The sequence below is a fragment of the Phocaeicola sp. RTP21198st1_B8_RTP21198_201120 genome, from assembly GCF_040929485.1.
Classification (GTDB): domain Bacteria; phylum Bacteroidota; class Bacteroidia; order Bacteroidales; family Bacteroidaceae; genus Phocaeicola; species Phocaeicola dorei.
Window position 1 is genome coordinate 32,055 of the sequence record NZ_JBCOCI010000014.1, and the last position, 26,103, is coordinate 58,157.

Sequence of the window (26,103 nt, forward strand, 5' to 3'; positions counted from 1 at the left end):
GTACCGATAATGGTAATTCTATGTCGGATATTCTCTATCTCATGAAGAAGAGTGTGCGCCAAATGAATTCTTTCTAACATCATGGTTGTTTAATTTGAATTTTGACAAAAATAACCAATATTTAAGTATATGATTCAAAAAGTATATGACTGTTCATGTCAGTGGAAAAATCAAGACTACTGTCGGCTTTCCCCTTCATGCAAAGGGTGGGGATGCCGGTTCTTGACGACACCTATCGAAGAGATTCCAGTAACAATCCAGGAGAAAGCAAAGCTCTTTTCCAGAGTGTATCGGGAAGCGAAGCAAAAGGGAGTGCTGGAATGCCCGCACTACCGATCAATTTTCATAGATGAGGTGCTGGCCAATTTGCCGAAGGGTGAAGTGTGTTAAATAAATGGTTTATGTTATTGTTTATTGTTTGATTTTCGTATATTTGCAATAAATCTCAATTTGAATGGGAAGTTGGAGTGAACAACAGGAAGTAAAGAAGGAAGTTAAAGAAAAAGAGAAAACAAGTCGGGAAACGCTTGGTAAGTTCTTTTATGATTTAGCAAAAATATCTTTTACTGCATTAGTGGTAGGAAGTGTCGTTTCTGTTGCGACACAACAAGAAAAAGTAGAATATTGGATACTTATACTTATAGGTATTTTTGTTACCTATATATTTTCATACATAGGTTATAAAATAATAAAACAGTAATTATATGGAAGCATTAATATCTTTATTTGCGGTAATGGCTGTGATAGGTTCTATTATAGCTGTTTGGCTTAACACAAAATCCGGGAAAAAATGGCTCGCAAATCTATAGTGTACTTCTCATTGGAAATTGAGGGTATTATGGATGCATTAGGTTTTAGTCTGGCAACAAAAAGTGGTTGGCTGGTCTGTGCTCTCTGATGCCTTACAATTTTGGTTAATGTATGAAAAGGAAATCCCTTGAATGTTTATGGTCGTTCAATTATAGTAGTGAGTTGAACGGCTTTTTAGTATTTGGACGTTAGAACAGGGAAAATAATGAATAAAATAAAATAGAAAATCAAGATGATTTTTACTAAAACGAATCTTGGAGGATTTTGAATGGGTAGATAACCTTCTGCTTGTCAGTATAGTAAGCGCAGATCAGAGTTCATACTGGCAGTCTAAAGGTGGCGAGTTCGAGTCTCGCATGCTCCACTTTTTAATGAGAAAATGAAGGTCTGCGGAGCAGGTCTTTTTTAACTTAAAGACTATAAATATGTTAATTTATAATACAACTTATCAAACAGGTATTGACGATGCGCGTAATTTTGTCATTTGGCTTAGTGAAAGCTACATTCCCGAAGTGGAAAAAACGGGAATATTGCAAAATCCCCGTCTTACGCACATCCTTAGTCATAAAGAGCAGGATTCAGAATGTTTTTCATTGCAATGGGAGGTGGAAGATACAGCGACCTTACACCGCTGGCATACTCAGCAGGGGATGCATCTGAATGAGGCAATGATGAAGATATTTAAAGATAAGGTGGTTGGCTTTCCCACTTTGATGGAGGTAATTAAGTGATTCAGCCGGTAAAAGAGAAAATCATTCTGGGTATAGATCCTGGAACAACCATAATGGGGTATGGTCTGCTGAAAGTAGTAGGTACTAAACCGCAGGTAATGACTATGGGGGTCATTGATCTTCGTAAATATGGTGATCATTATTTAAAACTGCGCCGTATTTTTGAACGGGTGGTTGGTATAATAGAAGCCTATTTACCTGATGAATTAGCAATTGAGGCACCTTTTTTTGGGAAAAATGTGCAGTCGATGTTAAAATTAGGGCGGGCACAGGGGGTGGCTATGGCTGCTGCTTTGAGCCGTGATATTCCTATAACAGAATATGCGCCGTTGAAGATAAAGATGGCGATAACCGGTAATGGGCAAGCCAGCAAGGAACAGGTCGCTGATATGTTGAAGAGGATGTTACATATACCAGAGAGTGATATGCTGCCTTTTATGGATGCAACAGATGGGTTGGCGGCTGCTTATTGTCATTATTTACAAATGGGCAGACCGACATTGACTAAAGAATATTCCGGCTGGAAAGATTTTATAAATAAGAATCCTGATAAAATAAAAAGATAAGATTATGAATGTGAGACATGTTATTTGGGCATCAATTGTTTCTACTACTATTAGTTGTCAGTCTGTGAAAAAAGAATATAATTCGTTTGATGAATATCCTGTCCGTGAAGATGCGCTGACTGAAATGGAGTACTCACCTGCCGAAACAAAGTTTTCACTTTGGGCTCCTACAGCGGAAGAGGTGCGTGTCCTTTTATTTGAATCGGGTAATGAAGGTTCAGCTTCTAATACTTTTCCGATGGAGATGGGAGAGAATGGTACCTGGACTATTTCAATAAAAGAGGACCTGAAGGGTAAATTCTATACCTTTAATGTGAAGGTGAACGGGAAATGGTTAGGAGACACTCCGGGAATTATGGCAAAAGCCGTAGGGGTAAATGGTAAACGGGCAGCTGTGCTTGATCTTCGTTCTACAGATCCGGAAGGATGGGAGAACGATGTGCGTCCTCCTTTGAAGAATTATGCTGATATTATGGTTTATGAAATGCATCATCGCGATTTCTCTTTGGATTCTGTTTCTGGAATTCAAAATAAAGGCAAGTTCCTGGCTTTGACAGAGCAGGGTACTATCAGTTCTTCAGGCGAGAAGACAGGTATTGACCATTTGAAAGAACTGGGAATTACCCACGTACATTTATTGCCGTCGTATGATTATGCCTCGGTGGATGAAACAAAACTGGACAAGGCCCAATATAATTGGGGGTATGATCCGCAAAATTACAATGTGCCTGACGGCTCTTATTCTACAGATCCTTATAAACCCGATGTTCGTATCAGGGAATTCAAACAAATGGTACAAGCTTTACATAAGGCGGGAATCAGGGTGGTGCTTGATGTGGTGTATAATCACACTTTCAATACAGACGAAAGCAATTTCGAACGTACGGTTCCCGGTTATTTCTATCGCCAGACGAAGGACGGACAATGGGCAAATGGTTCGGGATGTGGAAATGAAACGGCAAGCGACCGCGCCATGATGCGTAAATATATGATAGAGTCTATTCTATATTGGATTAATGAATATCACATAGACGGCTTTCGTTTTGACTTGATGGGGATACATGATATTGAAACCATGAATGAGATACGTGCGGCTATTGATAAAATAGATCCGTCTATTTTCATGTATGGTGAAGGATGGGCTGCCAGTTCTCCTCAATTAGAAGCAGACAAACTGGCAATGAAAGCCAATGTGGAAAAGATGCCTCGTATCGCCGCTTTCTCAGATGAAATGCGTGATGGTTTGCGAGGTAGTTGGGATGATGATACCAAAGGAGCTTTTCTAGTAGGGGAGCCGGGACACGAAATGAGTATCAAATTTGGAGTTGTGGGAGCAATCGAACATCCGCAGGTTATAAGTGATTCTGTGAATTATAGTAAGAAACCTTGGGCGTTACAACCTACCCAGATGATAAGTTATGTAAGTTGTCACGATGACATGTGTCTTGCCGATCGTCTGAAAGCTACCATGCCAGATGCTTCGGTAGAGGAACTGGCAGCTTTGCAGAAGTTAGCGGAAACATTTGTCTTTACTTCACAAGGAGTACCGTTTATATTTGCAGGGGATGAGATGATGCGTGACAAGAAGGGAGTTCATAATTCTTATAATAGTCCCGACAGTATTAATACGATAGATTGGAAAAATAAGACCGTGCATAAAGATGTGTTCGAATATGTGAAAGGTTTAATAGCCATGCGTAAAGCACATCCCGCTTTCCGTATGGGGGATGCTGATATGGTACGTAGGCAATTGGAGTTTTTACCTGTAAAAAATACGAATGTGGTTGCCTTTATCTTGAAAGACAATGCAAATGGTGACTCATGGAAAAATATCATCGTAGCTTTGAACAGCCGTGCAGAGCCTGTCAAGTTGGACATTCCGTCGGGTAAATACACTGTAATCTGTAAGGATGGCAAAATAAACATGAAAGGCCTGGGACAGGTTTCAGGTGCTGAACTTATGGTACCGGCACGCTCTGCAATGATTATACATCAATAGAAAAAGGCTCAAAGAAGATTAATAAAGACTTTGTCGTACAGACTAAAACACATAATACGAATGGAAAAGACATGGAGATGGTTTGGGAGGAAAGATAAGATAACGCTTCCCATGCTTAGACAAATCGGGGTGGAAGGAATTGTGACCGCCCTTCATGATGTACCTAATGGTGAAATATGGACTTTGGAAGCTATTAAGAGTTTAAAAGATTACATTGAATCTTACCAATTGCGCTGGTCGGTGGTAGAAAGCCTGCCGGTAAGTGAAGCTATCAAATATGCCGGTCCTGAACGGGGTCAATTGATAGAAAACTACAAAGTAAGTCTGGCCAACTTAGGTAAAGCGGGTATCAAGACCGTATGCTATAATTTCATGCCCGTCATTGATTGGATACGTACCGATTTGGAACATCCTTGGGAGGACGGGACCAGTTCTTTGTACTTTGACAAGATCCGGTTCGCTTATTTTGATTGTATGATTCTTCAGCGTGAAGGGGCGGAGAAAGACTATACCGATTCGGAATTACAACAGGTGCGTGAATTGGATAAGACTATAACCGAAACCGAGAAAAACGAATTGGTCGATACCATTATAGTCAAGACGCAGGGATTTGTAAATGGTAATATAAAGGAGGGAGACCGGCATCCGGTAGCCATATTCCGCCGTCTTTTGTCTTTGTATGATGGGATAGACCGTGATGCCCTGCGTGAAAACTTACGTTATTTCTTGCAGGCTGTCATGCCGGTGTGTGATGAATATGGCATAAATATGTGCATTCATCCGGACGATCCCCCTTTCCAGGTATTGGGCTTGCCGCGTATTGTGACCAGTGAGGAAGATATCACCTGGCTCCTCCATGCGGTTGATAACTCGCATAACGGGCTGACATTCTGCGCCGGTTCGCTCAGTGCCGGATTGCATAACAACGTACCTTCGTTGGCACGTATGTTTGCGCACCGTACTCATTTTGTACATTTGCGCAGTACCAATGCATTTCCCAACGGGAATTTTATAGAAGCATCTCATTTGGGAGGGCGTGCTCATGTGATAGAGTTGATCCGTATTTTTGAGAAAGAGCGTCCGAGTGTCCCGATGCGTGTGGATCATGGGCGCATGATGCTGGATGATGCCGGCAAAGGATACAACCCGGGCTATTCGTTTCATGGCCGTATGATGGCTTTGGCTCAGATAGAAGGTATGATGGCGGTTATCAATGAGGAATCAAAACTTAAATCCTAGATTGACGTACATACTCACTTTATTGGCTCGGTTTGCATAGTTCAGTGATGCCTCTAAGGGCCCGAACATACTATCCAAACCGTAGCCGATACCGCAGCCGAACATGGTATCCTGTTCCAACAGATACCTCAGCTTGCTTGCACTCAGCGCATAATTTCCCGTTAGCGTCAGATAATGTACACTTCCCATCCGTTGGCGGAATTTCATGCTTCCTATCAGTAGCGTATTTCTCATTAATTCCACATTGTTTATTCCCACAAACGGTAGTTGTTGTTGCAGGAAGCGTCCTTGCACATCTCCACCCATTGCATTAAGTTTGGAATATGGAATATCTTTTCCTATCAGGAATCGGCCGTAAATGGCAGGCAGTATGGAGAATCTGCGTGTAACAGGAACCACTCCCTGGCAATAACCTTTTATGGCTGAAAAAGGGGCATGGCCGTCATATCCGGTAAAGTTGTCGGTATAAAGCGAATAAGAGGCTCTTGCCGATATGCCTTTGGTTGGGAAGTACGCCTTGTCGAAAGTCTCGTAATGCATTTGTGCGAAATAACTGAAGAAGTGTTCTGTTCCTACGTCAAAACCCTGATTGCCTTCCTGGTATAAAAATTTGTCATAGTCATACAATTCATACCTTAATCCGATAGCAAAACGCACATTCTTGTACCATACATCCGAGAATGACAGTTCCCCCAAATGGTAGCGGAAAGTGGAGTTATGTGACTTATCTCCATAACGATAGAAATTAATATCATTGTATTGAAACATATATGCCAGCCCGATATTCTTCAAAGGAGCCGGTTCAAATCCATAATCTATGCGCGCGGCATAACGTTTTCCCAGTCGTCCTGTCAAAGACAGCGTAGTGGGTACTTTTCCCCGGAAATTGCTGGTGACATTAATCAGCAGACTGGCTGTTTCTTCCGAATCAAAACGAATCCCTACGTTTAGTTTATTCTCATATTTCTTGCTTAGAAGGAAATGTAAATTATAGCCTCCGCCGGGGGCTTCGGGCAGATTATAAGTGGCGCTGGAATATTCCAGGTTAGAACACAATATGGCCGTTGCTTCTTCTATGCGGCGGATGCTTATTTCAGAATCCTCCTTTAAATCACAGCGTTTCAACAGCCATCGCTTGTCTTTCTCGTCCAGCCCGTCGAAAGTGATTTCTTTTATATACACTTTGCGGCTGGGGGAGTACGGATAGCTGGGAAGAGGTTTCGGCATATAGGTGCTGTCCAGACCCAGTTCCTGCTTCAGCTTCATTAAAGCACCTTCTTGTGCCAGTGCCGCTTCTTCTCCCCGACGGATCAGTGTATCCACTGCATTAGGTGTGAAGCTGGCAGCTGAATATCCTTCCACATTCACCTTGATATAAGCATTGGTCTCTTCCAGGTTCTTTTTATAAAGCTGTAATCCCATCAAGTTGATGAGCTGCCCCAAAATACTGCCGGCGCTATTCAGTTCGTTGGCAGGCTTCAAGTCACTTTGTACGTCTACTCCTATAATAATATCCGCCCCCATGGCACGCGCAACATTTACAGGGTAGTTATTTACCACACCTCCATCCACTAGAACCATACTGTCCAGCCGGACTGGAGTGAATACTCCCGGTATGGCCATACTAGCCCTCATGGCCGTAGCCAGTACACCCTTATGAAAATTTACCTCGTTGCCATTTACAATATTCTCGGAAACACAGGCGAAGGGAATAGGCAACTTGTTGAAATCGATGGAATCATGATATCCTACGGTCAGCTCGCTGAACAGGTTTGCCAAGTTTTGTCCCTTTATCAATCCTCCTATGGCTTGTGTTTTGGCATCTTTTCCGAATGGAAGAGAGAATACATACTTTTCAGCGGCCTCCCGTTCCGCCATATTTTGTTCACTGCGTGGTATTTTGTCACTCAGCAGAAAAGTCCAGTCTTGCCGGCGAACCATGCTGTCTAATTGTTCGGGAGTATAACCGATGGAGTAAAGTCCGCCTATGATTGATCCCATGCTGGTTCCTACTACATAATCTATGGGAATGCCGGCTTTTTCTATGACCTTTAAAGCACCTATATGTGCCATTCCTTTGGCTCCTCCGCCACTGAGAACTATACCCACCTTCTTTCGGGAGTGTGGTTGGGCTGTTATGTGAACGGAGATACAAAGTAACCCTGCTGCTATTAACAAGGTAGAGAATTTCATCTTTTTCATCTTACTATAAATCTAGTCTAAGTTAAAAAACAAAAACAGTGCAAAGATGGTTTAATCTTTCAGCTTTTACAAGTGCTGATTGTCACAGATATTGGTCTATTTTGCTGCTGAGATTTCAAAGATAAGAAATTGTACCGGAAAAAAGAATTTTGTATATCGCTTTTTTGTCGTACCTTTGTCTGTGTAACGAAAAAAGTATGGATAATTTTGCAGCAATAGACTTCGAGACGGCAAATAATGAACATACCAGCATATGTAGTGTGGGTGTGGTTATTGTGAGAAATGGTGAGATAGCCGATCGGTTCTACAGCCTCGTCCATCCTGAACCGGATTACTATTTGTATTGGAACACCCGTATTCATGGATTGACACAGGAAGATACTGCCCATGCTCCTGTTTTTTCAGAAGTATGGAAACAGGTTGCCCCTAAAATAGAGGGGCTTCCGCTAGTTGCGCATAACAAAGCCTTTGATGAGAGATGTTTGAAAGCTGTGTTCCGTACTTATTGTATGGATTATCCTGATTATGACTTTTATTGTACCTATCAGGCTTCCCGGAAGCTGAAAGGGTTGAGAAACCACCAGTTACATACAGTGGCCGGTTTTTTTGGTTTTGAATTGGAGAATCACCATCATGCGCTGGCTGATGCTGAGGCGTGTGCATGGATTGCCAGACAGATTCTGTGAGTTATAATTAAAGATTTATGATTTCTGAAACCCATGATACAAGAAGATACTTATAAAACCATTACAGACATTGCCGAAGGCATATATACGGAGAAACGGAGTAAATTTATAGCTATTGCCATTCCGGTACGTACCATAGAGGAAATAAAGCAGCATCTTGACGCGTATCAGAAGAAATATTACGATGCCCGTCATGTGTGTTACGCTTATATGCTGGGGCATGAAAGGAAGGATTTCAGAGCAAATGATAACGGAGAGCCTTCGGGTACCGCAGGAAAGCCTATTTTGGGGCAAATAAATTCCAATGAGTTGACGGATATCCTTGTTATAGTAGTCCGTTACTTTGGAGGTATAAAATTGGGAACCAGCGGACTGATTGTCGCTTACAAGGCCGCCGCTGCCGAAGCAATAGCTGCTGCTGATATAGTGGAAAGAACAGTGGATGAAGAAATCACCGTATCCTTTGAATATCCTTTTATGAATGATATCATGCGCATTGTGAAAGAGGACGAGCCTGCCATCTTGGAGCAATCGTATGATATGGATTGCCTGATGAGGCTCCGGATACGTAAATCCATGATGGGAAAACTCCGTGCACGTCTGGAGAAGGTGGAAACTGCCCGTATTATTGAATAACTCTGTCGGTACGTCGATATTTCTTTTGGTCATATTCACTGCGTTCACAGCAGATGAGAAGCATACAGAATGTGGCTGTAAAATGTATTCCCCATATCAAATGAAACATATTTGTAATATGAATGAAATGTTACAGATATACCGAACCTATATCTTTGCAGCCGTAAACAAAGAAAGTCACATTAATAAAAATGAGAAATACACTTGTAGCGTCTGCTTTTACAATGCTGAGTATTGCAACTGCTTCCGCACAGCTGACTATTCCTAAAGAATATTTGCCGGAAGTACATGGAACGATCCGCGGTAAATATGAACTTCAAACCACTAACGGAATGCAACGGTTCCAAGTACGTAACGCCCGTGTCAGTCTGGACGGGAAGGTTCTTCCGGTAATCGCTTATAAAGCTGAAATAGACTTGTCCGATGAGGGAAATATCAAGATGCTGGATGCATACGCCCGCTTTGTCCCCAATGATACATGGAATGTCACACTAGGACAGATGCGTGTGCCTTTCACCATAGACGCTCATCGATCTCCCCACCAACAATATTTTGCCAACCGTTCGTTCATAGCCAAACAGGTGGGGAATGTGCGTGATGTGGGGGCTACCGGAGCTTTCTCTTTAAAGGAGGGACTGCCGTTGAAACTGGAGGGCGGACTGTTCAACGGCTCCGGACTCACCAATCAGAAAGAGTGGCACAACACGTTGAATTATTCTGTTAAGCTTCAATTGATGCCGTGGAAAAATTATAACTTGACTTTGAGTACCCAGAAAATACATCCCGATAAAATCAGCATCTATATGTATGATATCGGTACTTACTACGAGTTTGATAATTGGCATATAGAAGCCGAATACCTTTATAAAACTTATGCGAAAAACTCATTTGATGATGTACATGCTTTCAACGCCTTTGTCAATTACGACTTGTTTATCAAGAAAGGTCTGTTTCAGAAAATTTCATTTTTAGGACGTTATGACAGTATGGGAGATCATAGTAACGGTAATGCGGATGAGGATGGTAAACTTTACATTACCGATTATTCCCGCCAGCGTGTGACTGGAGGTGTGACGTTAAGCTTTGGAAAGGCTTTTCAAGCGGATTTGCGTCTTAATTATGAAAAATATTTTTATGATAAACTTTCTTTGGCAAAGGAGTCTGAACAAGACAAGTTTGTTATGGAATTAATGGTACGGTTCTGAAAAAAGTAGGGCAAGTAGGGGACCCTACTTTTCCCGGAACTCACCGATATATCCGTGCTATCTTATCGGGAGACAAGCCTACCCCCATCTCTCTTTCATCATATCTTCCAGTTTCAGCAATTCATCCCTATACTGTGCAGCTTCTATAAATTCCAGCTTCTTGGCAGCTTCCTGCATCAGTTTCCGGGTACGTTCTATCGTTTTCTCCATCTGTGGCTTGGTCATATACTGAACAATCGGGTCGGCAGCCATTGTATTGGAAGATGGCTCAATATATGCCTTGGAGCCTTGAGTGGTTCCCGCCGCTTCGTTGCTGTTGTTGCCCAACAAGGCAGCATTACGCGCACGCTGTATTTGTTTGGGGGTGATTCCATGCTCTTCGTTATATGCCAGCTGTTTTTCGCGACGACGGTTGGTTTCGTCTATCGTTTTTTTCATGCTGTCCGTCATGCGGTCTGCATACATGATTACTTTTCCATTGATATTGCGGGCGGCGCGTCCTGCTGTCTGGGTCAGCGAACGGTGGGAACGGAGGAACCCTTCTTTGTCTGCATCCAGAATGGCGACCAAAGACACTTCGGGCAAGTCCAGACCTTCACGAAGCAAGTTCACACCCACCAGTACATCATAAACGCCCTGACGTAATTCATCCATAATCTTAACGCGTTCCAAAGTGTCCACATCGCTGTGGATGTAGTTGCAGCGGATGTCATTGCGCAGCAGATATTCGGTCAATTCTTCTGCCATGCGTTTGGTGAGCGTGGTCACCAGTACACGTTCTTCTTTCTCGATGCGTTGCTGTATCTCTTCCATCAGGTCATCAATCTGATTCAGACTGGGGCGTACTTCAATTACCGGGTCCAGCAGTCCGGTAGGACGGATAACCTGTTCAACGATAATGCCTTCACTTTCCACCAATTCATAATCGGCAGGTGTAGCACTGACATAAATCACTTGCTTGGCCAGTTCCTTGAACTCTTCAAATTTTAGAGGGCGGTTGTCAAAAGCCGACTCCATCCGGAAACCATATTCCACCAAATTGGTTTTTCTGGCCCGGTCACCACCATACATGGCACGTATTTGCGGTACGCTGACATGGCTTTCGTCTATTACAATCAGGAAATCATCCGGAAAAAAGTCCAGCAGACAGTAAGGACGGGTACCTGCATTACGCCCGTCAAAGTAGCGGGAATAATTTTCTATGCCCGAACAGTGCCCCAGTTCGCGAATCATCTCCATATCGTATGTCACGCGCTCATAGAGTCGTTTCGCCTCATACATTTTTCCTTCCTCCTCGAATTTGGCCACCTCTTTCGTCAAGTCGTCCTCAATCTGATGAATAGCTCTCAACTGGCTCTCTTTGGTGGTCATAAAAAGATTGGCCGGATAAATTTTGTATTCATCAAAAGTAGCCAGACGGATTCCCGAAACAGGGTCGATCTCTTCAATGGCATCAATTTCGTCGTCCCAAAACATAACCCGGAGGAGATTGTCGCTATATGCCAGGTAAATGTCTACCGTGTCACCTTTTACGCGGAAATTCCCGCGATTCAGCTCTATATCGTTACGCACATACAGGCTGTCCACCAAACGGCGTAAAAATACATTTCTGTCCAGCAGTTTGCCTTTTTTTATCTCAATTACATTATTATAGAAATCCGACGGGTTCCCCATACCGTAGATGCAGGACACGGAAGACACCACCACCACGTCCTTCCGTCCCGACAGCAGGGCAGAGGTGGCAGCCAGCCGCAATTTGTCAATCTCTTCATTAATGGCCAGATCCTTTTCTATATAGGTGTCGCTGGACGGCAGGTATGCTTCCGGCTGGTAATAGTCATAATAAGATACATAGTATTCCACTGCATTGTTGGGAAAGAAACTCTTGAACTCTCCGTATAACTGGGCCGCCAATGTTTTGTTATGGCTTAATATCAAGGTGGGTTTATTGATGTTTTTAATTACATTTGCAATCGTGAAAGTCTTGCCGGACCCGGTAACCCCCAATAAAGTTTGTGCGGGGACTCCTTCCAGCACTCCCTCGGTTAGCTGGGCGATAGCTTCCGGTTGGTCGCCGGTGGGTTGGTATTCGGAAATCAATTCAAAATTCATAAATAGTATGTTTAGTTTAATGAGATGTAAAAATACAGTTATTTCCTTAGATATTATCTATTCATCTCTAAAAAATAGACTCTTGTCGACTTTTTAGCATTTAAAAACATGGAAATATTGCATTATTCGGTGGAAAGGCGTAAATTTGCGCAATTATTTGAATAAGATGAAAAAATATATCATTATAGCTCTTGTCTCCGGTACGGTTCTAACGTCTTGTGGAGAGTATAACAAAGTTTTAAAAAGCACGGACTACGAATACAAGTACGAAGCGGCCAAAAGTTACTTTGGCAAAGGGCAGAATACTAAGGCGGCCACCATTCTGGAGGAATTGATTACCATCATGAAGGGAACGGATAAGGCTGAGGAATCACTTTATATGTTGGGTATGACCTACTATAATCAGGGTGACTTCATCACAGCTTCGCATTATTTCACCACTTATTATAATACTTATCCGCGTGGGGTCTATACGGAACAGGCCAGATATTTTTCAGGAAAAGCATTGTTCTTGGATACTCCGGAACCTCGTTTGGACCAGTCGAGCACCTATAAAGCTATTCAGGAGTTGCAGATGTTTATGGAATATTTCCCAACCAGTAGCCGTCGGCAGGATGCACAGCAAATGATTTTTGATTTGCAGGACAAGCTGGTGATGAAAGACTATCTGGCTGCGAAATTGTATTATGATTTGGGTTCTTATACAGGAAACAGTACTTATAGTACTACCGGTAACAATTATTTGTCTTGTATCGTTACGGCTCAGAATGCTTTGAAAGACTATCCTTATACCAAGATGCGCGAAGATCTTTCTATCTTGGTCTTGCGTGCTAAATATGATATGGCGAAAGCGAGTGTGGAGGAAAAGAAAGAAGAGCGTATGCGTGAAACGATAGATGAATATTATTCTTTCAAGAACGAGTTTCCTGACAGCAAGTATACTAAAGAAGTGGAGAGCATCTACAAGGATGCCAATAAGTATGTAAAAGAATTTAATGAATAAAACTAAATAAGAAATTATGGATTACAAAAAGACAAACGCTCCAAGTAATACTGTTACCCGTGACATGATGGATTTATGTGCAGACACAGGTAACATTTATGAAACTGTTGCTATCATTGGCAAACGCGCCAACCAGATTAGTGTTGAGATGAAGAATGATCTTTCAAAGAAATTGCAGGAGTTTGCCTCATACAACGATAACCTGGAAGAAGTCTTTGAAAATAGAGAGCAGATCGAGATCTCACGTTATTACGAAAAGCTTCCGAAACCGACATTGATCGCTGCTCAGGAATATGAAGAAGGCAAGGTTTATTTCCGTAATCCTGCTAAAGAAAAAGAGAAACTACAGTGATTCTTCATTTGGGGTTGTGCAAAAGGTCTTTACCACAGATTACACAGATCGTTCTATTTTGATACATGAGTCATTTCGTGTGGAAACTGTATCAATCTGAGTAATCTGTGGTACATTTTGATGCACCTCACATTATATTAGCCCTGTTATGCTGAACGCAGTGAAGAATCTGATAACCATTCACTTTGTGTTTTCAGGTTTTTCACTGCGTTTAGAATGATAGGTTGTATGATTAAAATTAAAGAGACTATGATACAACGCATTCAATCTGTTTATTTACTTGTTGTTACCATCTTGATTATTATTTGCCTGTGTAGTCCCGTAGGTTCATACATAGGAAGTGATTATAGTGTTTCCGCTTTAACAAATCTGTGTCTTACTATGGCGGATGGTACTAAAGATTATGCTCCATGGGCCTTGTTTGTGATTTTGCTGGTTGTTGCGGTTCTTGCTTTCGGCACTATCTTCTTGTTTAAAAAACGCATGTTGCAAATTCGTCTGACTATTTTCAGCACCATTTTGTTGATCGGGTATTATGCCACGTTGGTCACTTTTATTTTTATGTTGAAAGAAGAGTCAATGACATTTTCTCTTTCATGGACTGTATGTCTGCCGTTGGTTGCCATCATTTTGAATTGGCTTGCCATCCGCGCCATTGGTAAGGATGAGGTATTGGTTAAAGCATACGACCGTTTGAGGTAAGCTGAGGGAATATTATGATATAAAAAGCCTGCAAGATCCATCTTGCAGGCTTTTGTTGTTATGAGAGAGAGTGGAACGCGGACTATTTGCAGAATAAAATCTTTTTTTTATTTAGTAATATCTATCAGATAACTCAGCCGTATGCCTATGAATGAATGGGCTGATCTTTCGAAAAAATCTCTTTTCGAATTCTTGTAAAAGTCGCTCAATCCCATGTAGTAACGTCCTTCCAGCAGGAAATGTCCGATACCGGTACTTACTTCCAGACCGGCGCCGGCTGTGATACCATAATCGAATTTATTCTCTACCTCTTTACCGTGTTCCGGTCTTGTTGTAGAAGTAGTCCAGTTTATCTTTTCGTTGTCACCCAGGAAAAAGCCGATTTGTGGTCCTGCATTGAAAAAGACCTTCACTCCCCGGTTCAATGCATCCTTGCCGAATGCCAGATGTGCCATGAAAGGGATTTCCAGATAATTCATGGTACGGCTGTAAGAATTGCCGGAATCGTCTTCTATCTTTTCGTCCCATCCGCGTTGTGAATAGTTTATTTCCATTTGTACGCCACACATCATCTTGAAATATTTCTCGGACATATATCTCATGGTAACCCCCATAGACATGGTGTTCAAGGTGTTCAGTTTGATTTTCGGGTTGAAACTGACGGAACTCATGTTCAGACCACCATTGATGCCGACGGCAAAATTATGACGTTCTTCACCCAACTGTGCAGCTGCCGGCAATGCAAAGAGCAATGTCAGTACAAGCAGCCCGAATTTCTTATACTTTTCCATTATTCAAAATCAAGTTTAATCAGTTCAAAGTCCTTGGTAAAATGAACGAAGAACACTTTGCGATTGATAAATCCACCCCAGTTGTTTACGCGTTCAAATTTAAATCCGGTCTGGATAGGGGTGACAGCCACCTTGTCCAGTTTGTCTTCCAGTTTGTTGCCGTATTGGGACAGGCCCTTCAGGAAGAAATATCCTGTATCGAATCCCAGCATACCATATTTAGGGAATGAGTTGAGCATATCCTTGCTGTACCATTTGCGGTAAGCCGATGAGAACTGAACGGCTTCCGGAAATAAATTGTTTGTGTAAAACGAAGAATAGAAATAGGTGTCCAGTTCATAGAAACTGGCCAGATGGTCGTTGGTATAGGTCTGCCATTCCGGATAGCCGAATAACTGCATACGGTAGTCGGGATTGTCACGGGAGGTCACAATCAGTTGTGGTAACAGTTTTATCAATGCCACGTTGGTGCCGGAAGTCGGGATGAATACATTATCCATACTATGGTTCATCGCGGCTTTCAATGATTCCGGAGTAATATTTTCCCCTTTTAATTCGGTAAAAGGAATGCGTTTGTTTTTTAACTCCTCTTTCAGCCCTTTTATAAAATCCACTTTGTCTTTATCACCATCTTCTGCATCCAGGAAGATAACATTGGCGGTTGTAAACTTGCGGGTAAAATGCTCATAAACTTCCGAATATAAATAAGATTGGGGAGTATTTATCTGATAGATGGCGGGATTGTTGAAAACTTCATTCCCTTTGGAGGTAAAAGGTACTACCAGCCGGATATTGTTTTTCTTGGCAAATTCTGCAACCGGTTTCACCTGGTCGGGATAAGCTGGGCCGAAGATAATATCCATGCTCTTCAATTCACTTCTATCCAGAATGTTCTTGATGGAAGAAGTATTGTTATGGGTGTCGTATGAGTACAGGTCGATGGATACTCCTTTTTCCTTCAAGCTGTCTACTGCCATCAGGAAGCCTTCATAGTATTCCACCATACGTGTCTGTTCGTCACGGTTGCCCTTACCGTCTGTCATGAATGGCAGCATTACGGCAGCTTTGATGGTAGATATTTTGCGTGCCTCCTTCTTGCTTTCATTAAACAGCTGGTCATCCGTGGGAATTACGGCAGGCGTATTATTCACAGGTGTTTCGGTCTTTGTATCCTTAGGATATGGAATACAAAGGAACTTTCCTTTTTTCAGTTTTTCGGTACGCAGTTCAGGATTGGCGGCAATCAGTTCGGCTTCTGTGATGCCATACAGGCGGCTGATGCTGAATATGGTTTCCTTGCGTTCCACTTTATGCATGTCCCTGCAATTGGGTTTCAGTGGGGTGGAAGTGGTGACCGGCTTGGTAGTCTGTGCAGCTTTCACCTCGTTCATAATTATCTCCTCGCTGTCCGTTACTTTGGCGGGAATTACGATAACCTGTCCGATACGGAAATTCTCCGCGCTCAGCCCGGGATTTGCCTGGCAGATGCGTTGTGCGGTTACTCCATAGCGTTGTGTCAGCTTGTACAAGGTTTCACCCGACTGGATGGTATGGAACATCTGCTGTTCCGTTCCGCTGTTCTTTTGTGGAATCTTCAATGTTTCACCGGTTTTAATTTTCTGGTCACTGCCGGGGTTCATTTTAACGATGTCACCGGTAGTGACATTATACATGCTGGCTATGGAATAAAGACTTTGCCCTTTGGTGATGGTGTGCAGGAAATAGCCGGAAGACTGTGTTTGAGCCATCATTCCGGTGCTGCTGGCAGACAAGGCTGCGATAAGATATAATGCTCGAATAAATTTCATTTGCAGTGTGTTGATTAAACTGAGTGGCAAAAGTACAAAAAAAACTGTTTTATTCACATTATATAGAAAGAATAGAAAATATTATTAGGCTTTTTAATTAAATATTTCGTCGGGAAGCATTAATTTTGCAAAGATTACGCAGAGTAAGAAGACTATGAGTGAAGAAAAAGAACTGATTAATGTATACGGTGCCCGTGTACATAACTTGAAAGATATAGATGTTGAAATTCCACGGAACAGCCTGACGGTGATAACCGGATTGAGCGGAAGCGGTAAATCGTCCTTGGCATTCGATACCATCTTCGCCGAAGGGCAGCGGAGATACATTGAGACCTTTTCCGCATACGCCCGTAATTTCCTGGGAGGGTTGGAGCGGCCGGATGTGGATAAGATTACAGGACTCAGTCCGGTAATTTCCATCGAACAGAAAACGACAAACAAGAATCCCCGCTCTACCGTGGGGACTACGACAGAGATATACGATTATCTCCGTTTGCTCTATGCCCGTGCAGGAGTTGCTTATTCTTATCTTTCGGGAGAGAAAATGGTGAAATATACCGAGGAACAGATCATCGGCCTGATTCACCGGGATTATCAGGGTAAGAAGATATTTATGCTTGCCCCGTTGGTACGTACCCGTAAGGGACATTACAAAGAACTTTTCGAGCAAGTGCGCAAGAAAGGTTATCTGTATGTCCGCGTGGACGGCGAGGTGCGCGAGATTGTACACGGCATGAAGCTGGACCGTTATAAAAATCATGATATAGAAGTTGTGATAGATAAGTTGGTCGTATCGGAAAAGGATGACAAACGGCTGAAACAGAGCGTTGCCACTGCCATGCAGCAGGGTGAGGGGCTGATTATGATTTATGACGCCGATACCCGGGAGGTGCGCCATTACAGCAAGCGGTTGATGTGTCCTGTTACCGGACTGTCTTATAAAGAACCTGCTCCTCATAATTTTTCGTTTAACTCTCCGCAGGGAGCTTGCCCCCGTTGTAAGGGGCTGGGGTATGTGAATCTGATTGATGTGGACAAAGTGATTCCCGACAGGAATCTTTCCATTTACGAAGGAGCCATCGTGCCTTTGGGCAAATATAAAAATGCCATGATTTTCTGGCAGATAGAGGCGTTGCTTGAAAAATATGATTTTACGATCAAGACGCCGGTCAAGGATATGCCGGATGATGCGATAGACGAAATACTCTATGGCTCGGATGAGCGTATCAAGATAAAGAGCACCTTGATTCATACCTCTTCCGATTACTTTGTAACTTATGAAGGGATTGTGAAGTACATCCAGATGATGCAGGAGAAAGATGCGTCGGCCACTGCTCAGAAGTGGGCGGAACAGTTTGCCAAGACCGATGTTTGTCCCGAATGCAAGGGCGCGCGTCTGAACAAGGAGGCGTTGCATTTCCGTATCCATGACAAGAACATTTATGAACTGGCAAGCATGGATATTAACGAACTGTATGACTGGTTGCAACAGGTCGATTCTTTTTTGGAAGACAAGCAGCGCATGATTGCCGCCGAGATTTTGAAGGAGATCCGTACCCGTCTTAAGTTTTTGTTGGATGTGGGACTGGATTATCTTTCACTGAACCGCACCTCGGTATCCCTTTCGGGAGGCGAGAGCCAGCGCATCCGTCTGGCAACTCAAATCGGCTCCCAGCTGGTGAACGTGCTTTATATTCTGGATGAACCGAGTATCGGATTACACCAACGGGACAACCTCCGCCTTATCAACTCTTTGAAGAAGTTGCGTGACACAGGTAACTCTGTCATCGTGGTGGAGCATGACAAGGATATGATGCTGGCGGCAGACTATGTGGTTGATATGGGACCGAAGGCGGGCCGCCTGGGAGGCGAGGTAGTGTTTCAGGGGACTCCGAAACAAATGCTTCAGACAGGAACGCTTACTTCTAAGTATTTAAACGGACAGATGAAGATAGAGATACCGGCCGAACGCCGCCCCGGTAACGGGAAATCCTTATGGCTGAGAGGGGCGAAGGGGAACAACCTGAAGAATGTGGATGTGGAATTTCCTTTGGGAAAACTCATTTGTGTCACAGGGGTGTCCGGCAGTGGTAAATCCACGCTGATAAACGATACCTTGCAGCCCATCCTGTCACAGCATTTCTACCGTTCTTTGCAGGAACCTCTGCCCTATGACAGTGTGGAGGGACTGGACTATATAGATAAGGTGGTGAATGTGGACCAGTCGCCGCTGGGTAGGACACCGCGTTCCAATCCGGCCACCTATACAGGGGTATTCTCGGATATCCGGAATCTGTTTGTCGGTCTGCCCGAAGCGAAGATCCGTGGCTATAAGCCGGGGCGTTTCTCGTTCAATGTAACCGGAGGACGCTGCGAGGCTTGCGGTGGTAACGGATACAAGACCATCGAAATGAATTTCCTGCCCGATGTGCTAGTGCCTTGCGAGGTTTGTCACGGCAAACGATACAACCGCGAGACGCTGGAAGTGCGCTATAAGGGTAAATCCATAGCCGATGTACTGGACATGACCATCAATCGTGCTGTAGAGTTCTTTGAGAATGTGCCTCAGATTCTGAATAAAATCAAAGTGCTGCAAGAGGTGGGGTTGGGATATATTAAACTGGGACAGCCCTCCACCACCTTGTCGGGCGGAGAGAGCCAGCGTGTGAAACTGGCTACGGAATTGTCCAAGCGTGATACCGGAAAAACGATGTATATTCTGGATGAGCCTACTACCGGGCTTCATTTCGAAGATATCCGTGTGCTGATGAATGTACTGAACAAACTGGTGGAAAAAGGCAATACCGTTCTGGTTATCGAACATAACCTGGACGTTATCAAACTGGCGGATTACATCATCGATATGGGTCCCGAAGGCGGACGGGGCGGAGGACAGGTACTTGCGGCCGGAACTCCCGAGGAAGTGGCCGAAAGCAAAAAAGGATATACCCCGAAGTTTATAAAAGAAGAATTGGAAAATTAACCGGCATACCAGCAATGAAAGAGAAGATAGCTAAAACCAACGTAGCCCGTCTGCTTGATAAAGCCAAGATAGCATACGAGCTTATTCCATACGAAGTAGACGAGAATGACCTCAGCGCCGTTCACGTTGCCGCCAGTTTGGGCGAGAACATAGAACAAGTCTTCAAGACTTTGGTGCTTCATGGGGATAAATCTGGATATTTTGTCTGTGTCATACCCGGCGAGCACGAGGTAGATTTAAAAATGGCGGCAAAAGTCTCAGGTAACAAGAAATGCGACCTGATCCCCATGAAAGAGTTGCTTCCCCTGACAGGATATATCCGGGGAGGATGTTCTCCCATCGGCATGAAAAAACATTTCCCCACCTATATACACGAGACTTGCATCACATTTCCATTTATTTATATCAGTGCCGGTATCCGCGGATTACAGATAAAAATAGCTCCCGATGACCTGATAAAAGAAACGAAAGCAGAGATTTGTTCCCTTTTCACCGAATAAATATGCCAAAAAGAGTCACATTTGTGGCTCTTTTTTTTTCAGATAGACTAAAAGTTATATCTTTGCAAAAAAAGAATACTAACTATTAATTAAATCTTTATCAACTATGTTTGAAGGACAGCCTAAAGGCTTATACGCATTAGCTCTCGCCAATACCGGCGAACGCTTTGGTTATTACACCATGCTTGCTATTTTCACTCTCTTCCTGCAAGCGAAATTCGGCTTTACAGCCGCCACGACGTCAACAATCTTTGCCAGTTTCCTGGCAGGAGTGTATTTCATGCCGCTGATCGGAGGTATTCTGGCTGATAAATTCGGTTATGGCAAGATGGTTACTACCGGTATCGTTATCATGTTTGCCGGTTATGTCTTGCTGGCTATCCCGATGGCAACTAATATCGGATTGTATTCCATGTTCGGCGCTCTTGCCCTGATTGCTTTGGGAACCGGACTTTTCAAGGGAAATCTGCAAGTAATGGTAGGTAATCTGTATGATGCTCCCGAGTATAGTGCGAAACGTGATACCGCTTTCAGTTTGTTCTATATGGCAATCAACATCGGCGCCCTGTTCGCTCCGACTGCCGCTACTGCCATGACCAACTATGTGTTGGGCAAAGCAGGTTTCAGCTATGTACCCCAGATACCTTCTTTGGCACACCAGTTCCTTGACGGTACGATAACGGCTGAAGGTGAGGCCACACTGACTGCCATGCAGAGCGCACAGAATTTCACAGGAAGTATGGCCGATTTCTGTACTACCTATATTGATAAATTGTCTGAAGCCTATAATTATGGTTTCGGTGTAGCTTGTATCTCACTGGTTGCCTCTATGGCTATTTATGTTATTTTCCGTTCTACATTCAAACATGCCGATTACAACTCCAAGCAGGCTAAACCGGCCAATGTACACGAAGAAGAGCTGACTCCTGCACAGACCAAAGAACGCATCGTCGCTTTGTTGCTGGTATTCGCTGTGGTTATTTTCTTCTGGATGGCATTCCATCAGAACGGTCTTACCATGACCTTCTTCGCCCGTGACTACACGGCACATGAGGTAACCGGTCTGGATCGCCTTGGCTTCAGCGTATGGAATCTGGCTCTGCTTATTGTAACCGTTTATGCAGGTTTCTCACTGTTCCAGTCCAAGACAGGCAAGGGCAAATTGATTTCAGGCGTTATTGCTACCTTGGCTCTTGTGGTTTTAGGAGTCAATTATGGTACTATGGACCCTACATTGCCTATTCTTCCTCAGATTTTCCAACAGTTTAACCCCTTCTTCGTAGTAGCTCTGACTCCGGTATCACTGGCTGTATTCGGTTCGTTGGCAAAGAAAGGAAAAGAGCCATCAGCTCCGCGTAAAATCGGTATCGGTATGGTGATTGCCGCAGTAGGTTTCATGCTGTTGGCGTTTGGCTCATTCGGTCTGCCTACTCCTGCAGAAGTAGAAGCGAACGGTATTGCCGAAAGTGCATTGGTTTCACCCAACTGGCTGATTTCAACTTATTTGGTATTGACTTTTGCTGAATTGTTCCTGTCACCGATGGGTATCTCGTTTGTTTCCAAAGTAGCTCCTCCCAAGTATAAAGGTGCTATGATGGGACTTTGGTTCGTAGCTACTGCTATCGGTAACTATCTGGTGGCTATCATCGGTTATTTGTGGGGCGATATGCAGTTGTGGATGGTATGGAGTGTATTGATCGTATGTTGTTTGCTTTCTGCATTGTTCATCTTCTCTATCATGAAGAAATTGGAAAAGGTTGCGAAATAATTCATGCCTTATATAGATTAAAAAAGGAAGCCCGCTTGATTTGCAAGCGGGCTTCCTTTTTTGTAATTTAGCGCGAATCCTCAGGCTTACGTTAAATTACAGAAAAAAGATACGAAAACAGGAACGCTCATGTCAATCAGTATTCCGTGGAATATGGCTAAGGGAATCATGTCTTTTCCCGAATAGCGTGTGATGGATGGCAGCAATACATCCATCGAGTTCACTCCGGCAGCCGAGATAGGGGCCAGCTGTCCAAAGTATTTCCGTATGAGCGGAGCGCCGAGTAAGGCCATCATTTCCCGGAAAATATTGGCCAGTAATGCAATGGTTCCCAATTCGGTGGCCAGTTGTAACCCGATAGACGGTTCCTTGAACTGTGTGATCAGGATGGAGGAAAGCGAATAATAGGCAAAGCCGCTACCCACCGCCATACAGTCGAATACACTCCATTGGCTTAATAGCAGGCTGGCAAGTGCCGAGAAAAGCAAGGTTCCCGTAATGGTAGCTATCGGCACCAGGAGCATTTTCAACCGTAAGCTTTTAATCAGTTCTTTCAATTTCTTATTGCTGCCTATGCTGATTCCTACTTGTAACATCAGTGCATAAAGCACATACATGGAAACAGAGTGCATGTCATACTGGAAATTATTGACAGCTCCAATCATACATCCTGCACAAAAAAATGCGACAACAACCAAACTACCTTTCATTGTTTGCCTCCTTTCTTAAAAAACAGATGAAATACCAGGAAGGAAGCTAGCATACTGCCCAAAATGCTTAATGTAGCCAATATAGCCGCCTGCCATCCGAATCTACCTAAATTGTTAATGATTAAGCTGTTGGAGCCGATGGAGATTCCCAAAACAAACAGCAGCAGGAAGATAGTGAGTGAGGTACTCTTTTCTATCTTTTGTAAAAACTGTAAGTTGCGCAATACATATCCTATACCGATACCAACAAACATAATAGATATAATAGTAAACATAGCAATCAATTTTTTAAAAGTAACACATATATAACCAGGTGGTTTTATCAGATAAAACCATCATGCAGTCTGTCTTTCATCAAGTACACATGGGGTAGGCCGGATGAAAGTTTGGTAATTAAATGAAGGGTGAGATGGGGGATTTAAATAAATCCACTGAACCAATGTACGTGCACGATGAAATGCTTCCGCAGAGCTTTATTTCCCCGTGTAAGACAATGTATGCTGTATGTAGTTTGTAATTGGTTCATATCAATCGTTCATTTGCGGTGCAAAGATAAGTCTTTTGTGCATATTTTCAAAATAAATATTCATAAATCTTCTTCTGTTACCTCTATCCGAATACATCGTGTCTTTTAATATAGGATCATTTATTGGGAATTTATCTCCGAATTCTGGCGATAAAAAATATTCATGAATTGCAGGGGGAGAAGAACTTTATCTTTTCTTGAGAATTATACTTTTTTATTGAATTGAATATGCTATGTAAGTATTTGTATACTAGTTGTTTATATTTGTTTGAGATAAAAATGAAGATAATGTCATAATTGGTGGCAATTATCTATACACCCTATTGATATTTTTTGTTTCTTTGTAATCTATTTATATACTAACACACCAAAGGAATGGATTACACCGAACAGTTTATCCGGCTGAATTGCAGCTTGATGTCAGATTACAAAATGATGAAGCTGAATGCCGAAATGAAATGCATGGGAATAGGATTATATATTCAAATGATATTGTTCCTGCGAAGGCAACAGGAATACAAACACGATTTTAACGAGTTGGATTTGTTGGCTGAACAATGGGGGGCTACAGTGGAAAATTTGCAGCATCTCATTAAAGACTTTAACTTGTTCGTCATAACGGAGGACGGATATTTCCGATGCCTGTATCTGGATGAGGTGATGGGTTATCAGAATAAGCTTTCGGAGCAACGTGCAGCCGCCGGTAGCAAAGGCGGAAGAAGCAGCAAGAAAAAGACTGCGCAAATAGCTGAAAAAGTAATCACTTCTACTGTGCTGGTGGCAGCAGATAAAGAAGCGGATGACGAAGCAAACAATAAGGAAAACGGTGCAAAATGCATGAAAAATACGATTGAAAAAAGTGATGATGAAAATATAGCCGAAAATACGATTCAATATATTGATAATGAATGTGTTAATGAGTGTTCGCAAGCAAGCGTTAAGCAAAACTTTATAAGAGAAGAAAAGAATAGAGAAGAGAAGAAAAAGAAAGATGATGTAAACATCATACAAAGAAACATCGACGTCGACGGAAAAATTGCTGTTGTTGCTGAACTTTTCAGAAACATAGAATTTACACCTCGGTGGAAACGCTATATCAATGAGGCTTTCCCCGTCCGGACTCAGGCGGCTACAGCGCGTATGATGTCGGTTCTGGAAGAAAGGGGAATTGGACCACCCAAGAAAAACTACGCGTCACATGGATTGCTGAGAGTTATTGACCACTAAGTATCCGCCGTTAACTACGGAGAATAGATATAGATCTTACACGTGCAAGATGCTATATCTTACAGCTGTAAGATTATATATCTTTCGCCTTCATCGTCTGGATGTTGCAGATGGATTCAGCCGGGCTGTCGGTGGCGGAATATAACCGCCTGCCCTTGTTTTCACGAGTATCGTTTGGGATATCTCAAAAAAATGCTCAGCAGAGCAAATACTCCGATAGCTACCGGATAATACAAGTATTCGATGATGCTCAGAGGAGAAAGGGAAGCCAGCTTGGCGGCAATCAGCATTTGCGCTCCGTAAGGGATGATGCCCTGGATGACACACGAGAAAGTATCCAGGATACTTGCACTCTTGCGTTTGTCCACCCTGTAACGGGTAGCGATGTCGTTGGCCAATGGTCCCACTGTGATGATGGCTATCGTATTGTTGGCTGTACAGAAATTGGCGATGCTCACCAAAGCTGCGATGCAAAGTTCGGCTCCGCGTTTGCTGTTGACATGTTTGGTCAGTTTTTGGATAATATAGTCCACTCCGCCGTTAAAGCGGATCAGTTCCAGCATACCGCCTGCCATCAGGGTGATGATGATGAGTTCGCCCATTCCGGTGATTCCTGTGCCCATGGAGCCAAGCCAGTCGAACAGGCTGATACTGCCTGTGAGCAGGCCGATCACTCCCGTTGTGGCGATGCCCAGTATCAGTACGAGTGCTACATTCATCCCTGCTATGGCGGTTCCCAGCACAACCAGATAGGGGAGGACTTTGATCCATTCCACCGACTGGATGTCATGGGTGGTCATCACGTCCATTCCCCTGAAGATGTAGTAGCCGAAAACCATCAGGGCGGCCGGAAGGGCTATCATGAAGTTCACCCGGAACTTGTCACGCATGGCGCATCCTTGGGTGCGGGTGGCGGCGATAGTAGTATCCGAAATGAACGAAAGGTTGTCGCCGAAGAAGGCTCCTCCCACCACGATACCCGCCATGAAGGCCAGGTTCATATCGGTTTTATCCGCAATGCCTGCTACCACGGGGACTAATGCCACGATGGTTCCTACCGAGGTTCCGATGGAGAGCGAGATGAAACAGGCGGCCAGGAAGATGCCTGCCAGCAGCAGATGGTCCGGCAGCAGAAGAAGCGTAAGATTCACGGTTGCGTCAATGGCCCCGATATCTTTGGCGCTTTGGGCGAATGCGCCTGCCAGGATGAAAATCCAGATCATCAGCATGATATTCTTGTTGGCTGCGCCGATGGAATATTGCAGCATGCGCTCGTTCAGGCTCAGCCCTTTGGGGATGCATACTGCATAAACCGAAGATGCCATGAAAGCAACCGTGATGGGGACTTTATAAAAATCATCTACGATGATAGATGTCACCAGATACAGACATAGAAATACCAGTAATGGACTGAGTGCCCATAAGCTGGGTTTATTTGTTATTGGGGTTAATTTTTCACCGTTCATGAATTTGTATTTTATAAAATGAGGTGCAAAGTTACAAAAAGACTTGTTTTATAACAATATATGCGAGAAAAAGGTCACAGC

Annotated in this window: 22 protein-coding genes; 15 read left to right on the plus strand and 7 right to left on the minus strand. The window is 43.4% G+C overall.

The features are described from left to right. The first annotated feature begins 454 nt into the window (after positions 1-454). The 5 genes from AB5935_RS08490 (at position 455) to uxuA (ending at position 5,345) form a co-directional block, all read left to right on the plus strand. The gene (locus tag AB5935_RS08490) at positions 455-700 is read left to right on the plus strand and encodes a DUF6722 family protein (protein ID WP_057250729.1); all 246 of its coding nucleotides are present in this window, start codon (positions 455-457) and stop codon (positions 698-700) included. Positions 701-1,235: 535 nt separating this feature from the next. Then, entirely contained in the window at positions 1,236-1,541 is a 306-nt protein-coding gene (locus tag AB5935_RS08495; RefSeq protein ID WP_038609550.1) for a DUF4286 family protein, read from the plus strand. Next, the gene (gene ruvC / locus AB5935_RS08500) at positions 1,538-2,107 is read left to right on the plus strand and encodes a crossover junction endodeoxyribonuclease RuvC (protein WP_005846654.1); all 570 of its coding nucleotides are present in this window, start codon (positions 1,538-1,540) and stop codon (positions 2,105-2,107) included. The genes AB5935_RS08495 and ruvC overlap by 4 nt, the downstream gene beginning before the upstream one ends. A gap of 4 nt (positions 2,108-2,111) precedes the next feature. Beyond that, positions 2,112-4,106: a type I pullulanase gene (gene pulA, locus AB5935_RS08505; RefSeq protein ID WP_007835840.1), complete on the plus strand. Its 1,995-nt coding sequence runs from the start codon at positions 2,112-2,114 to the stop codon at positions 4,104-4,106. A gap of 60 nt (positions 4,107-4,166) precedes the next feature. After that, positions 4,167-5,345: a mannonate dehydratase gene (gene uxuA / locus AB5935_RS08510; RefSeq protein ID WP_038609555.1), complete on the plus strand. Its 1,179-nt coding sequence runs from the start codon at positions 4,167-4,169 to the stop codon at positions 5,343-5,345. Here uxuA and AB5935_RS08515 read toward each other — a convergent pair. Continuing rightward, positions 5,328-7,547 carry a patatin-like phospholipase family protein gene (locus AB5935_RS08515; RefSeq protein WP_008656600.1) on the minus strand — a complete coding sequence of 740 codons (2,220 nt, stop codon included), beginning with the start codon at positions 7,545-7,547 and terminating at the stop codon, positions 5,328-5,330. The genes uxuA and AB5935_RS08515 overlap by 18 nt on opposite strands. A 197-nt stretch (positions 7,548-7,744) precedes the next feature. Between AB5935_RS08515 and AB5935_RS08520 the strand changes: the two genes are divergently transcribed. The 3 genes from AB5935_RS08520 to AB5935_RS08530 all read left to right on the plus strand — a co-directional run bounded on the left by AB5935_RS08520 (position 7,745) and on the right by AB5935_RS08530 (position 10,074). Then, a complete protein-coding gene (locus AB5935_RS08520) occupies positions 7,745-8,233 on the plus strand; it encodes a 3'-5' exonuclease (RefSeq protein WP_368327392.1) in 489 nt (162 codons plus the stop codon). 33 nt (positions 8,234-8,266) lie between these two features. After that, the gene (locus tag AB5935_RS08525; protein WP_007835825.1) at positions 8,267-8,869 is read left to right on the plus strand and encodes an IMPACT family protein; all 603 of its coding nucleotides are present in this window, start codon (positions 8,267-8,269) and stop codon (positions 8,867-8,869) included. Between the two features lie 191 nt (positions 8,870-9,060). Next, positions 9,061-10,074 (plus strand): porin, encoded by a 1,014-nt coding sequence (locus tag AB5935_RS08530; protein WP_038609558.1) that lies wholly within the window; start codon positions 9,061-9,063, stop codon positions 10,072-10,074. A 78-nt stretch (positions 10,075-10,152) separates the two neighbouring features. On the opposite strand, the gene uvrB is transcribed toward AB5935_RS08530, so the two are convergent. Further along, a complete protein-coding gene (uvrB, locus tag AB5935_RS08535; RefSeq protein WP_007844146.1) occupies positions 10,153-12,186 on the minus strand; it encodes an excinuclease ABC subunit UvrB in 2,034 nt (677 codons plus the stop codon). 166 nt (positions 12,187-12,352) lie between these two features. On the opposite strand from uvrB, the gene AB5935_RS08540 reads away from it, so the two are divergent. The 3 genes from AB5935_RS08540 (at position 12,353) to AB5935_RS08550 (ending at position 14,243) form a co-directional block, all read left to right on the plus strand. After that, the gene (locus AB5935_RS08540; protein ID WP_005853238.1) at positions 12,353-13,189 is read left to right on the plus strand and encodes an outer membrane protein assembly factor BamD; all 837 of its coding nucleotides are present in this window, start codon (positions 12,353-12,355) and stop codon (positions 13,187-13,189) included. Between the two features lie 16 nt (positions 13,190-13,205). Continuing rightward, positions 13,206-13,541, plus strand: coding sequence for a DNA-directed RNA polymerase subunit omega (locus tag AB5935_RS08545; RefSeq protein WP_005846636.1), 336 nt, complete (start codon positions 13,206-13,208; stop codon positions 13,539-13,541). Positions 13,542-13,790: 249 nt separating this feature from the next. Next, complete coding sequence (locus AB5935_RS08550) at positions 13,791-14,243, plus strand: DUF4293 domain-containing protein (RefSeq protein ID WP_007844149.1); 453 nt, start codon at positions 13,791-13,793, stop codon at positions 14,241-14,243. Between the two features lie 107 nt (positions 14,244-14,350). Here AB5935_RS08550 and AB5935_RS08555 read toward each other — a convergent pair whose 3' ends face one another. Then, the gene (locus AB5935_RS08555; RefSeq protein WP_007835820.1) at positions 14,351-15,034 is read right to left on the minus strand and encodes a porin family protein; all 684 of its coding nucleotides are present in this window, start codon (positions 15,032-15,034) and stop codon (positions 14,351-14,353) included. Continuing rightward, positions 15,034-16,842 carry a LysM peptidoglycan-binding domain-containing protein gene (locus AB5935_RS08560; protein ID WP_007844153.1) on the minus strand — a complete coding sequence of 603 codons (1,809 nt, stop codon included), beginning with the start codon at positions 16,840-16,842 and terminating at the stop codon, positions 15,034-15,036. Before AB5935_RS08560 ends, AB5935_RS08555 begins: the two co-directional genes overlap by 1 nt. A gap of 154 nt (positions 16,843-16,996) precedes the next feature. Between AB5935_RS08560 and uvrA the strand changes: the two genes are divergently transcribed. The 3 genes from uvrA (at position 16,997) to AB5935_RS08575 (ending at position 22,093) form a co-directional block, all read left to right on the plus strand. Then, entirely contained in the window at positions 16,997-19,825 is a 2,829-nt protein-coding gene (gene uvrA / locus AB5935_RS08565; RefSeq protein WP_007835818.1) for an excinuclease ABC subunit UvrA, read from the plus strand. Positions 19,826-19,839: 14 nt separating this feature from the next. Then, positions 19,840-20,325: a Cys-tRNA(Pro) deacylase gene (ybaK, locus tag AB5935_RS08570; RefSeq protein WP_007849745.1), complete on the plus strand. Its 486-nt coding sequence runs from the start codon at positions 19,840-19,842 to the stop codon at positions 20,323-20,325. Between the two features lie 106 nt (positions 20,326-20,431). Continuing rightward, a complete protein-coding gene (locus AB5935_RS08575; RefSeq protein WP_005853244.1) occupies positions 20,432-22,093 on the plus strand; it encodes a peptide MFS transporter in 1,662 nt (553 codons plus the stop codon). A gap of 86 nt (positions 22,094-22,179) precedes the next feature. On the opposite strand, the gene AB5935_RS08580 is transcribed toward AB5935_RS08575, so the two are convergent. Continuing rightward, on the minus strand, positions 22,180-22,803 hold the full coding sequence (locus AB5935_RS08580; protein ID WP_007844166.1) for a lysine exporter LysO family protein: 624 nt from the start codon (positions 22,801-22,803) through the stop codon (positions 22,180-22,182). After that, a complete protein-coding gene (locus AB5935_RS08585) occupies positions 22,800-23,078 on the minus strand; it encodes a LysO family transporter (RefSeq protein WP_005846617.1) in 279 nt (92 codons plus the stop codon). The genes AB5935_RS08580 and AB5935_RS08585 overlap by 4 nt, the downstream gene beginning before the upstream one ends. 626 nt (positions 23,079-23,704) lie before the next feature. Here AB5935_RS08585 and AB5935_RS08590 point away from each other — a divergent pair. After that, a complete protein-coding gene (locus AB5935_RS08590) occupies positions 23,705-24,556 on the plus strand; it encodes a DUF4373 domain-containing protein (protein WP_007835807.1) in 852 nt (283 codons plus the stop codon). A gap of 161 nt (positions 24,557-24,717) precedes the next feature. Here the strand turns inward: AB5935_RS08590 and AB5935_RS08595 are convergent, their stop codons facing one another. Beyond that, positions 24,718-26,022, minus strand: a complete 1,305-nt coding sequence (locus tag AB5935_RS08595) for a Na+/H+ antiporter NhaC family protein (RefSeq protein WP_038609561.1) — start codon at positions 26,020-26,022, stop codon at positions 24,718-24,720. Between the last annotated feature and the right edge of the window lie 81 nt (positions 26,023-26,103).